The sequence below is a fragment of the Gilliamella sp. B2923 genome (genome assembly GCF_026536565.1).
In the GTDB taxonomy this organism is placed as follows: domain Bacteria; phylum Pseudomonadota; class Gammaproteobacteria; order Enterobacterales; family Orbaceae; genus Gilliamella.
Map to the genome: position 1 here is coordinate 1 of NZ_JAFNNZ010000019.1, position 11,832 is coordinate 11,832.

Sequence of the window (11,832 nt, forward strand, 5' to 3'; positions counted from 1 at the left end):
CCTAAAATTGCCCTTTGTGTTTATATAAACGATGTTTATAGTATGTGAGATTCTACTTGAAAGCTGCATAAGCTGTTTAGAAAATCTGGCCCCAGTGCTGCAATGATACCGCGAGACCCACGCTCACCGGCTCCAGATTTATCAGCAATAAACCAGCCAGCCGGAAGGGCCGAGCGCAGAAGTGGTCCTGCAACTTTATCCGCCTCCATCCAGTCTATTAATTGTTGCCGGGAAGCTAGAGTAAGTAGTTCGCCAGTTAATAGTTTGCGCAACGTTGTTGCCATTGCTGCAGGCATCGTGGTGTCACGCTCGTCGTTTGGTATGGCTTCATTCAGCTCCGGTTCCCAACGATCAAGGCGAGTTACATGATCCCCCATGTTGTGCAAAAAAGCGGTTAGCTCCTTCGGTCCTCCGATCGTTGTCAGAAGTAAGTTGGCCGCAGTGTTATCACTCATGGTTATGGCAGCACTGCATAATTCTCTTACTGTCATGCCATCCGTAAGATGCTTTTCTGTGACTGGTGAGTACTCAACCAAGTCATTCTGAGAATAGTGTATGCGGCGACCGAGTTGCTCTTGCCCGGCGTCAACACGGGATAATACCGCACCACATAGCAGAACTTTAAAAGTGCTCATCATTGGAAAACGTTCTTCGGGGCGAAAACTCTCAAGGATCTTACCGCTGTTGAGATCCAGTTCGATGTAACCCACTCGTGCACCCAACTGATCTTCAGCATCTTTTACTTTCACCAGCGTTTCTGGGTGAGCAAAAACAGGAAGGCAAAATGCCGCAAAAAAGGGAATAAGGGCGACACGGAAATGTTGAATACTCATACTCTTCCTTTTTCAATATTATTGAAGCATTTATCAGGGTTATTGTCTCATGAGCGGATACATATTTGAATGTATTTAGAAAAATAAACAAATAGGGGTTCCGCGCACATTTCCCCGAAAAGTGCCACCTGACGTCTAAGAAACCATTATTATCATGACATTAACCTATAGTATCACGAGGCCCTTTCGTCTTCAAGAATTTTATAAACCGTGGAGCGGGCAATACTGAGCTGATGAGCAATTTCCGTTGCACCAGTGCCCTTCTGATGAAGCGTCAGCACGACGTTCCTGTCCACGGTACGCCTGCGGCCAAATTTGATTCCTTTCAGCTTTGCTTCCTGTCGGCCCTCATTCGTGCGCTCTAGGATCCTCCGGCGTTCAGCCTGTGCCACAGCCGACAGGATGGTGACCACCATTTGCCCCATATCACCGTCGGTACTGATCCCGTCATCAATGAACCGGACTGCCACGCCCTGAGCGTCAAATTCCTTTATCAGTTGGATCATATCGGCAGTGTCGCGGCCAAGACGGTCGAGCTTCTTAACCAGAATGACATCATCTTCCTCCACCTTCATCCTCAGCAAATCCAGCCCTTCCCGATCTGTTGAACTGCCGGATGCCTTATCGGTAAATATACGGTTTGCTTTCACACCTGCGTCTTTGAGTGCTCTGACCTGAAGATCAAGAGACTGCTGACTGGTTGAGACCCGAGCGTAACCAAAAAGTCGCATAAAAATGTACCTTAAATCGAATATCGGACAACTCATGTCTATTATTACAAATTTACGATTTAATAGACATATTAATGTAACAGTTTTACGATGTCCGATAATTTATAACATTTCGTACGGTTGCAAAAATGTTACTAAATGCCCGTCAGGCAGGGAGGCCGATATGCCCGTTGACTTTCTGACCACTGAGCAGACTGAAAGCTATGGCAGATTCACCGGTGAACCGGATGAGCTTCAGCTGGCACGATATTTTCACCTTGATGAAGCAGACAAGGAATTTATCGGAAAAAGCAGAGGTGATCACAACCGTCTGGGCATTGCCCTGCAAATTGGATGTGTCCGTTTTCTGGGCACCTTCCTCACCGATATGAATCATATTCCTTCCGGCGTCCGGCATTTTACCGCCAGACAGCTCGGGATTCGTGATATCACCGTTCTTGCAGAATACGGTCAGAGGGAAAATACCCGCCGTGAGCATGCAGCGCTGATACGTCAGCACTATCAGTATCGTGAATTTGCCTGGCCCTGGACATTTCGCCTTACCCGTCTTTTATATACCCGGAGCTGGATAAGCAACGAACGTCCTGGCCTGCTTTTCGATCTGGCGACAGGGTGGCTTATGCAACATCGTATTATTCTCCCCGGAGCCACTACGCTGACCCGGTTGATTTCAGAGGTAAGGGAAAAGGCGACGTTGCGCCTGTGGAACAAACTGGCACTGATACCGTCAGCCGAACAGCGTTCACAGCTGGAGATGCTGCTGGGGCCAACTGATTGCAGCCGCCTGTCTTTACTGGAATCACTGAAAAAGGGCCCTGTGACCATCAGTGGTCCGGCGTTTAATGAAGCAATTGAACGCTGGAAAACTCTGAACGATTTTGGCCTGCATGCTGAAAACCTGAGTACACTCCCGGCTGTGCGCCTGAAAAATCTCGCACGTTATGCTGGTATGACTTCGGTGTTCAATATTGCCAGGATGTCACCGCAGAAAAGGATGGCGGTTCTGGTTGCCTTTGTCCTTGCATGGGAAACGCTGGCGCTGGATGATGCATTGGACGTTCTGGACGCCATGCTGGCCGTTATCATCCGTGACGCCAGAAAGATTGGGCAGAAAAAACGGCTCCGCTCGCTGAAGGATCTGGATAAATCTGCATTGGCGCTCGCCAGCGCATGTTCGTACCTGCTGAAAGAAGAAACACCGGACGAATCGATTCGTGCTGAGGTGTTCAGCTACATCCCAAGGCAAAAGCTGGCTGAAATCATCACGCTTGTCCGTGAAATTGCCCGGCCCTCAGACGATAATTTTCATGAAGAAATGGTGGAGCAGTACGGGCGCGTTCGTCGTTTCCTGCCCCATCTGCTGAATACCGTTAAATTTTCATCCGCACCTGCCGGGGTTACCACTCTGAATGCCTGTGACTACCTCAGCCGGGAGTTCAGCTCACGGCGGCAGTTTTTTGACGACGCACCAACGGAAATTATCAGTCGGTCATGGAAACGGCTGGTGATTAACAAGGAAAAACATATCACCCGCAGGGGATACACGCTCTGCTTTCTCAGTAAACTGCAGGATAGTCTGAGGCGGAGGGATGTCTACGTTACCGGCAGTAACCGGTGGGGAGATCCTCGTGCAAGATTACTACAGGGTGCTGACTGGCAGGCAAACCGGATTAAGGTTTATCGTTCTTTGGGGCACCCGACAGACCCGCAGGAAGCAATAAAATCTCTGGGTCATCAGCTTGATAGTCGTTACAGACAGGTTGCTGCACGTCTTTGCGAAAATGAGGCTGTCGAACTCGATGTTTCTGGCCCGAAGCCCCGGTTGACAATTTCTCCCCTCGCCAGTCTTGATGAGCCGGACAGTCTGAAACGACTGAGCAAAATGATCAGTGATCTACTCCCTCCGGTGGATTTAACGGAGTTGCTGCTCGAAATTAACGCCCATACCGGATTTGCTGATGAGTTTTTCCATGCTAGTGAAGCCAGTGCCAGAGTTGATGATCTGCCCGTCAGCATCAGCGCCGTGCTGATGGCTGAAGCCTGCAATATCGGTCTGGAACCACTGATCAGATCAAATGTTCCTGCACTGACCCGACACCGGCTGAACTGGACAAAAGCGAACTATCTGCGGGCTGAAACTATCACCAGCGCTAATGCCAGACTGGTTGATTTTCAGGCAACGCTGCCACTGGCACAGATATGGGGTGGAGGAGAAGTGGCATCTGCAGATGGAATGCGCTTTGTTACGCCAGTCAGAACAATCAATGCCGGACCGAACCGCAAATACTTTGGTAATAACAGAGGGATCACCTGGTACAACTTTGTGTCCGATCAGTATTCCGGCTTTCATGGCATCGTTATACCGGGGACGCTGAGGGACTCTATCTTTGTGCTGGAAGGTCTTCTGGAACAGGAGACCGGGCTGAATCCAACCGAAATTATGACCGATACAGCAGGTGCCAGCGAACTTGTCTTTGGCCTTTTCTGGCTGCTGGGATACCAGTTTTCTCCACGCCTGGCTGATGCCGGTGCTTCGGTTTTCTGGCGAATGGACCATGATGCCGACTATGGCGTGCTGAATGATATTGCCAGAGGGCAATCAGATCCCCGAAAAATAGTCCTTCAGTGGGACGAAATGATCCGGACCGCTGGCTCCCTGAAGCTGGGCAAAGTACAGGCTTCAGTGCTGGTCCGTTCATTGCTGAAAAGTGAACGTCCTTCCGGACTGACTCAGGCAATCATTGAAGTGGGGCGCATCAACAAAACGCTGTATCTGCTTAATTATATTGATGATGAAGATTACCGCCGGCGCATTCTGACCCAGCTTAATCGGGGAGAAAGTCGCCATGCCGTTGCCAGAGCCATCTGTCACGGTCAAAAAGGTGAGATAAGAAAACGATATACCGACGGTCAGGAAGATCAACTGGGCGCACTGGGGCTGGTCACTAACGCCGTCGTGTTATGGAACACTATTTATATGCAGGCAGCCCTGGATCATCTCCGGGCGCAGGGTGAAACACTGAATGATGAAGATATCGCACGCCTCTCCCCGCTTTGCCACGGACATATCAATATGCTCGGCCATTATTCCTTCACGCTGGCAGAACTGGTGACCAAAGGACATCTGAGACCATTAAAAGAGGCGTCAGAGGCAGAAAACGTTGCTTAACGTGAGTTTTCGTTCCACTGAGCGTCAGACCCCGTTAATATCTATTCGAAGCGAATGCAGATTGAAGAAACCTTCCGAGACTTGAAAAGTCCTGCCTACGGACTAGGCCTACGCCATAGCCGAACGAGCAGCTCAGAGCGTTTTGATATCATGCTGCTAATCGCCCTGATGCTTCAACTAACATGTTGGCTTGCGGGCGTTCATGCTCAGAAACAAGGTTGGGACAAGCACTTCCAGGCTAACACAGTCAGAAATCGAAACGTACTCTCAACAGTTCGCTTAGGCATGGAAGTTTTGCGGCATTCTGGCTACACAATAACAAGGGAAGACTCACTCGTGGCTGCAACCCTGCTTACTCAAAATCTATTCACACATGGTTACGTTTTGGGGAAATTATGAGGGGATCTCTCAGTGCTCAGCATGTTTGAGTGCTTTACTCGCCGCGGGTTGAGAAATATGTAAAACTTCAGCCGCACGCGTTAAGGAACCACAAGTCATTACAGCATAAAAGATATCGAGATGTCTTAATTTCATTCCATGTAGCCTACTGATTATTTATTTCTACGGACTATTCTAACGAATAAAGTATAAATAATCAGATATACTCGTCATAATTCAAATTTTGGTTTAGTTGTCACGAGAATTAATTCGTAAACGTGCAAGCTAAATAGATTGACTAGGGGAATATACGGGGTAAGAAAGCGGCTCGGCATACTGCCCTATAATAAATTGTTAGGAGAAGTACGCCGAGTAGTGTGTAGCTATTAGGTAAAGTATGTACCAATTTCAATAAATATTTTAATTAAGATACTGTTTGAAATATCAACAATAAAGGCACCGACCATAGGAACGACAAGGAAAGCTTTATGTGATGGTCCAAATGCTTTTGTGACTGTTTGCATATTCGCAATTGCTGTTGGTGTTGCTCCCATACCAAAGCCACAGTGACCCGCGCTGATCACGACAGCATCATAATCTTTGCCCATCATTTTGAAGGTGACAAAGCAGGCAAATAGCACCATGACAACAGTTTGTACAGCAATGATAATTAATACTGGCCCTGCCATGCTTGCCAATTGACCAAATTTTAATGACATTAACGCCATTGCCAAGAAAAGCGATAAAGCAACGCTACCTAATACATCGACGGTCGGCTCAAACACTTCGTGTTTAAATACATGAGTCAGTGTATTACGGATAATAATACCGACAAATAAACACCAGACAAAAGTAGGCAGTTGCAGAAAAGTATCTTTAAACAATGCACTGATATAGCCACCAACAACAATACAGATAATCAGCATTGAAATGGTTTCAATAACGTTATTTGCATTGATTTTTCTTTTGACGCTTGGTTGCTCAAAAGCTTCAACGATAGTGTCGCGCTCTTGCTCGGTTGTTTTAGGAATAGAGACCTTTTTCAAAAGATGACGGGCAACAGGGCCGCCAACTAAACCACCCAACACTAATCCAAGTGTTGCACAAGCCATCGCTAATTCAACGGCGCCTGTTACACCATATTTATCAGCGAGAATAGGGCCCCATGCTCCGGCATTACCATGACCACCTGTTAGAGTAATTGAACCTGCAATTAAGCCAATAAATGGACTTTCATTCATCATGACAGCCATACTCATGCCGACAGTATTTTGAATGGCGATTAGGATCGTTACTGCAATAGTTAATAGAACTAACGGCTTTCCTCCTTTAATCAGTCGAGAAAAGTCAGAACTTAGCCCGATAGAGGAAAAGAATGTGAGCATTAATAAACTTTGCAATGAAGCATCAAAAGTAAACGAATAACCTGATGTTTTATCAATAATTAACAGAACAATTGCAACAATAAAGCCACCAACGACGGCTTCTGGTATGTGGTTTTTTTGTAGGAACGGGGTAAATTTTACGACAAACATTCCTATGAGTAGCGCGATACATGCGACTAATAATGTATAACTGGCATCTAGGATCATTTTTTTACCTCTATTAGTTTACCAGAATTTTCACTATAACAATTTAACAATAGTGAAAAATGAAGTTACTTTGGTTAACTAATCTTTAACAATGAGTTTTATTAGGGTATCCATAACTTTTAGTTAATAGGGTCATAATTTTAGTGTGATCTTAATCATGAAATATTAAAAAGATTAAAATAACAACAATGGTATTTAATGATGGGTAAACCTAAATACCATGCGGGATCCGCACTATTTTCGGTGATAGCAAAAAATAAAAAAGTATAAATAATAAACAAAATTATAAGAGAAGGAGAACATGATAAGCGCAGGCCGAGCAATTTAAAGAAGTGTGATATACAACATAAAACAGCAGCATGACCTTTCTATATTTCGTTGCTTATCGAAGTGTTAATTTTCGGGTGGATTACTCTGTTTGTTGATTAATAACGGAGAAAAATATGATTGCTGTAATATTTGAGGTGCAAATACAACCCGACCAACAAACTCGCTATTTGACTTTAGCTGAGGAGTTAAGACCACTATTAAGTCATGTAGCTGGTTTTATTTCAATTGAACGTTTTCAAAGTCTAGCTACAGAAGGAAAAATGTTATCGCTATCTTGGTGGGAAAACGAATACGCAGTTCTGCAATGGAAAAATCATGTTTTACATGCGAAAGCTCAACAAGAAGGGCGAGAGTCAATATTTGATTTTTACAAAATTAGTATTGCTCATATTACTCGCGAATATTCATTTAAAAAGGACAAGGATAATGTTTGATGTTCACGTTGTTTTAGATAATCAAATAGGACAATTAGCATTACTAGGAAAAACATTAGGTAATAAAGGTATTGGATTGGAAGGGGGAGGGATATTTACGGTTGGTGATGAATGCCATGCTCATTTTCTTGTTGAACAAGGAAAGGAAGCTAAAATAGCGCTAGAGCAAGCTGGACTGTTAGTACTTGCGATCCGGACACCATTAATTCGTAAGTTAAAACAGGAAAAACCGGGGGAACTTGGCGAAATAGCACGAGTATTGGCGGAGAATAACATTAATATTTTAGTGCAATACAGTGACCATGCTAACCAACTGATATTAATAACGGACAATGATAGTATGGCTGCATCTGTTACGCTCCCTTGGGCAATAAAGTGAACTTGCGATGGCTAATTTAATACGAAAAGAGGTTACCTTTGAGTCCTCAATAGCCGCGATAGGGGCGGCTATGTCTGACATTTCACGAGTTAAAATACTCAGTGCTTTGATGGATGGGCGAGCTTGGACGGCCACTGAGCTAAGTTCTGTGGCGAATATATCAGCTTCAACGGCGAGCAGTCATTTATCTAAATTATTAGATTGCCAGCTAATCACAGTAGTAGCTCAAGGCAAGCATCGTTATTTTCGGCTAGCAGGAAAAGATATTGCTGAATTGATGGAAAGTATGATGGGGATCTCCTTAAACCATGGCGTACATGCCAAAGTTTCCACGCCAGTGCATTTACGAAAAGCACGTACTTGCTATGATCATTTAGCTGGCGAAGTTGCCGTTAAGATCTATGATTCCCTTTGTCAACAGCAATGGATCACTGAAAATGGTTCAATGATCACATTAAGTGGTATTCAATATTTTCATGAAATGGGAATTGACGTTCCTTCCAAACATTCACGTAAAATCTGTTGTGCGTGTTTAGATTGGAGTGAACGCCGTTTCCATTTAGGTGGGTACGTTGGAGCCGCATTATTTTCGCTTTATGAATCTAAAGGGTGGTTAACTCGACATCTTGGTTACCGTGAAGTTACCATCACGGAAAAAGGTTATGCTGCTTTTAAGACCCACTTTCACATTTAAGTTGTTTTTCTAATCCGCATATGATCAATTCAAGGCCGAATAAGAAGGCTGGCTCTGCACCTTGGTGATCAAATAATTCGATAGCTTGTCGTAATAATGGCGGCATACTATCAGTAGTAGGTGTTTCCCTTTCTTCTTTAGCGACTTGATGCTCTTGATCTTCCAATACGCAACCTAAAGTAAAATGCCCCACAGCGCTGAGTGCATATAATGCATTCTCTAGTGAAAAACCTTGTTGGCATAAAAAGGCTAATTGATTTTCGAGAGTTTCATACTGTTTTTCTGTAGGCCGTGTACCTAAATGTACTTTTGCTCCATCGCGATGACTTAGTAAAGCACATCTAAAACTTTTAGCGTTATTACGTAAAAAATCTTGCCAGCTTTCCCCTTCTAAAGGGCAAAAGTGAGTATGGTGCCTATCTAACATCTCAATGGCTAAGGCGTCGAGCAAAGCCCGCTTATTTTTTACATGCCAATACAATGTAGGCTGCTCTACACCTAGCTTCTGGGCGAGTTTACGGGTTGTTAAACCTTCGATTCCGACCTCATTAAGCAGCTCTAATGCGCTGTTAATCACTTTACTTTTATCTAATCTAGACATCATTAATTCCTAATTTTTGTTGACACTCTATCATTGATAGAGTTATTTTACCACTCCCTATCAGTTATAGAGAAAAGTGAAATGAATAGTTCGACAAAGATCGCATTGGTAATTACGTTACTCGATGCCATGGGGATTGGCCTTATCATGCCAGTCTTGCCAACGTTATTACGTGAATTTATTGCTTCGGAAGATATCGCTAACCACTTTGGCGTATTGCTTGCACTTTATGCGTTAATGCAGGTTATCTTTGCTCCTTGGCTTGGAAAAATGTCTGACCGATTTGGTCGGCGCCCAGTGCTGTTGTTGTCATTAATAGGCGCATCGCTGGATTACTTATTGCTGGCTTTTTCAAGTGCGCTTTGGATGCTGTATTTAGGCCGTTTGCTTTCAGGGATCACAGGAGCTACTGGGGCTGTCGCGGCATCGGTCATTGCCGATACCACCTCAGCTTCTCAACGCGTGAAGTGGTTCGGTTGGTTAGGGGCAAGTTTTGGGCTTGGTTTAATAGCGGGGCCTATTATTGGTGGTTTTGCAGGAGAGATTTCACCGCATAGTCCCTTTTTTATCGCTGCGTTGCTAAATATTGTCACTTTCCTTGTGGTTATGTTTTGGTTCCGTGAAACCAAAAATACACGTGATAATACAGATACCGAAGTAGGGGTTGAGACGCAATCGAATTCGGTATACATCACTTTATTTAAAACGATGCCCATTTTGTTGATTATTTATTTTTCAGCGCAATTGATAGGCCAAATTCCCGCAACGGTGTGGGTGCTATTTACCGAAAATCGTTTTGGATGGAATAGCATGATGGTTGGCTTTTCATTAGCGGGTCTTGGTCTTTTACACTCAGTATTCCAAGCCTTTGTGGCAGGAAGAATAGCCACTAAATGGGGCGAAAAAACGGCAGTACTGCTCGGATTTATTGCAGATAGTAGTGCATTTGCCTTTTTAGCGTTTATATCTGAAGGTTGGTTAGTTTTCCCTGTTTTAATTTTATTGGCTGGTGGTGGGATCGCTTTACCTGCATTACAGGGAGTGATGTCTATCCAAACAAAGAGTCATCAGCAAGGTGCTTTACAGGGATTATTGGTGAGCCTTACCAATGCAACCGGTGTTATTGGCCCATTACTGTTTGCTGTTATTTATAATCATTCACTACCAATTTGGGATGGCTGGATTTGGATTATTGGTTTAGCGTTTTACTGTATTATTATCCTGCTATCGATGACCTTCATGTTAACCCCTCAAGCTCAGGGGAGTAAACAGGAGACAAGTGCTTAGTTATTTCGTCACCAAATGATGTTATTCCGCGAAATATAATGACCCTCTTGATAACCCAAGAGGGCATTTTTTACGATAAAGAAGATTTAGCTTCAAATAAAACCTATCTATTTTATTTATCTTTCAAGCTCAATAAAAAGCCGCGGTAAATAGCAATAAATTGGCCTTTTTTATCGGCAAGCTCTTTTAGGTTTTTCGCATGTATTGCGATATGCATAAACCAGCCATTGAGTAAGTTTTTAAGCACATCATCATCATAAGCTTTAAGTTGGTTCTCTTGGATCAATTTGCTGACAATGGCGTTTACCTTACCAGTAATGTATTCAAGGCTAATTTTTTCAAGTTCATTCCAACCAATGATAGGCATCACTTCTTGGATAGGGATAAGGTTTTTATTATTATCAATAATATAATCAAGATAATGTTCAAATATACTTTCTAAGGCAGACCAACCATTTGTTAAATCAGTTTTTGTTGTGATGTAGGCATCAATCATAATTAATTGCTGCTTATAACAGGCACTGAGTAATTGTTTTTTATTTTTAAAGTGATGATAAAAGGCACCTTTGGTCACCAACGCTTTTCCCGAGATCTCATCTATTGAAACAGCTTGATAGCCTTTTTCAACAAACAATATTCGTGCTGAGTTAACCAGTGATTGATAGGTACTCTTAAAATTTTCTTGTTGATGATTTTTATTTTCCATGATAGATTTAAAATAACATACCGTCAGTATGTTTATGGTATCATGATGATGTGGTCGTGACAATCTTAAGAACATTTAGGTTATTTTATGTATATTGAACAGCATTCTCGCTATCAAAATAAAGCTAATAACATCCAATTAAGATATGATGATAAGCAGTTTCATACAACGGTTATCAAAGATGTTCTATTATGGATTGAACATAATTTAGATCAGTCTTTACTGCTTGATGATGTGGCGAATAAAGCGGGTTATACCAAGTGGTATTTTCAGCGGCTGTTCAAAAAAGTAACAGGGGTCACACTGGCTAGCTATATTCGTGCTCGTCGTTTGACGAAAGCGGCTGTTGAGTTGAGGTTGACGAAAAAAACTATCCTTGAGATCGCATTAAAATATCAATTTGATTCCCAACAATCTTTTACACGTCGATTTAAGTACATTTTTAAGGTTACACCAAGTTATTATCGGCGTAATAAATTATGGGAATTGGAGGCAATGCACTGAGAGATCCCCTCATAATTTCCCCAAAGCGTAACCATGTGTGAATAAATTTTGAGCTAGTAGGGTTGCAGCCACGAGTAAGTCTTCCCTTAGCTTGATAGTCGTTACAGACACTTGAAAGCTGCATAAGCCGTTTAGAAAAAAGTCATATGTGTCTGTCGTAAGATAGAGCCTTTTATGGCTGCATAAGGGGTTTA

At 43.3% G+C, this 11,832-nt stretch carries 9 protein-coding genes and 5 pseudogenes; 7 read left to right on the forward strand and 7 right to left on the reverse strand.

Annotated elements, in window-relative coordinates:
- Positions 1 to 83: 83 nt before the first annotated feature.
- Together bla and J3U42_RS11800 are read right to left on the reverse strand one after the other, a co-directional pair.
- Positions 84 to 833, reverse strand: a pseudogene (gene bla, locus J3U42_RS11795) (class A beta-lactamase); the annotation flags it as partial.
- Positions 834 to 1,006: 173 nt separating this feature from the next.
- Entirely contained in the window at positions 1,007 to 1,564 is a 558-nt protein-coding gene (locus J3U42_RS11800) for a recombinase family protein (protein ID WP_152953140.1), read from the reverse strand.
- A 163-nt stretch (positions 1,565 to 1,727) separates the two neighbouring features.
- Here J3U42_RS11800 and J3U42_RS11805 point away from each other — a divergent pair, with 163 nt between their 5' ends.
- Positions 1,728 to 4,733: a Tn3-like element Tn3 family transposase gene (locus J3U42_RS11805; RefSeq protein WP_001143759.1), complete on the forward strand. Its 3,006-nt coding sequence runs from the start codon at positions 1,728 to 1,730 to the stop codon at positions 4,731 to 4,733.
- Between the two features lie 33 nt (positions 4,734 to 4,766).
- Positions 4,767 to 5,132 (forward strand): annotated as a pseudogene (locus tag J3U42_RS11810) (transposase); the annotation flags it as partial.
- A gap of 15 nt (positions 5,133 to 5,147) precedes the next feature.
- Here J3U42_RS11810 and J3U42_RS11815 read toward each other — a convergent pair.
- Positions 5,148 to 5,267, reverse strand: a pseudogene (locus J3U42_RS11815) (LysR family transcriptional regulator); the annotation flags it as partial.
- A 230-nt stretch (positions 5,268 to 5,497) separates the two neighbouring features.
- Positions 5,498 to 6,703, reverse strand: a complete 1,206-nt coding sequence (gene gltS, locus J3U42_RS11820) for a sodium/glutamate symporter (protein ID WP_000599533.1) — start codon at positions 6,701 to 6,703, stop codon at positions 5,498 to 5,500.
- Positions 6,704 to 7,146: 443 nt separating this feature from the next.
- Between gltS and J3U42_RS11825 the strand changes: the two genes are divergently transcribed.
- From J3U42_RS11825 to J3U42_RS11835, 3 genes are read left to right on the forward strand one after another with little or no spacing between them, the layout of a single operon-like run.
- Entirely contained in the window at positions 7,147 to 7,467 is a 321-nt protein-coding gene (locus tag J3U42_RS11825) for an antibiotic biosynthesis monooxygenase family protein (RefSeq protein WP_000562370.1), read from the forward strand.
- Positions 7,460 to 7,846 carry a hypothetical protein gene (locus tag J3U42_RS11830; protein ID WP_000460651.1) on the forward strand — a complete coding sequence of 129 codons (387 nt, stop codon included), beginning with the start codon at positions 7,460 to 7,462 and terminating at the stop codon, positions 7,844 to 7,846. The genes J3U42_RS11825 and J3U42_RS11830 overlap by 8 nt, the downstream gene beginning before the upstream one ends.
- 7 nt (positions 7,847 to 7,853) lie before the next feature.
- The gene (locus tag J3U42_RS11835) at positions 7,854 to 8,540 is read left to right on the forward strand and encodes an ArsR/SmtB family transcription factor (RefSeq protein ID WP_001284954.1); all 687 of its coding nucleotides are present in this window, start codon (positions 7,854 to 7,856) and stop codon (positions 8,538 to 8,540) included.
- Here J3U42_RS11835 and tetR(B) read toward each other — a convergent pair.
- Complete coding sequence (gene tetR(B), locus J3U42_RS11840) at positions 8,518 to 9,141, reverse strand: tetracycline resistance transcriptional repressor TetR(B) (protein WP_000088605.1); 624 nt, start codon at positions 9,139 to 9,141, stop codon at positions 8,518 to 8,520. The two genes, J3U42_RS11835 and tetR(B), sit on opposite strands and share 23 nt — an antisense overlap.
- Before the next feature lie 81 nt (positions 9,142 to 9,222).
- Here tetR(B) and tet(B) point away from each other — a divergent pair, with 81 nt between their 5' ends.
- Positions 9,223 to 10,428 carry a tetracycline efflux MFS transporter Tet(B) gene (gene tet(B), locus J3U42_RS11845; protein WP_001089072.1) on the forward strand — a complete coding sequence of 402 codons (1,206 nt, stop codon included), beginning with the start codon at positions 9,223 to 9,225 and terminating at the stop codon, positions 10,426 to 10,428.
- A 112-nt stretch (positions 10,429 to 10,540) separates the two neighbouring features.
- Here tet(B) and tetC read toward each other — a convergent pair whose 3' ends face one another.
- Positions 10,541 to 11,134 carry a tetracyline resistance-associated transcriptional repressor TetC gene (gene tetC / locus J3U42_RS11850; RefSeq protein ID WP_000428546.1) on the reverse strand — a complete coding sequence of 198 codons (594 nt, stop codon included), beginning with the start codon at positions 11,132 to 11,134 and terminating at the stop codon, positions 10,541 to 10,543.
- A gap of 87 nt (positions 11,135 to 11,221) precedes the next feature.
- Between tetC and J3U42_RS11855 the strand changes: the two are divergent.
- Positions 11,222 to 11,617 (forward strand): annotated as a pseudogene (locus tag J3U42_RS11855) (helix-turn-helix domain-containing protein); the annotation flags it as partial.
- Positions 11,618 to 11,647: 30 nt separating this feature from the next.
- Here the strand turns inward: J3U42_RS11855 and J3U42_RS11860 are convergent.
- Positions 11,648 to 11,725, reverse strand: a pseudogene (locus tag J3U42_RS11860) (hypothetical protein); the annotation flags it as partial.
- Positions 11,726 to 11,832 lie beyond the last annotated feature (107 nt).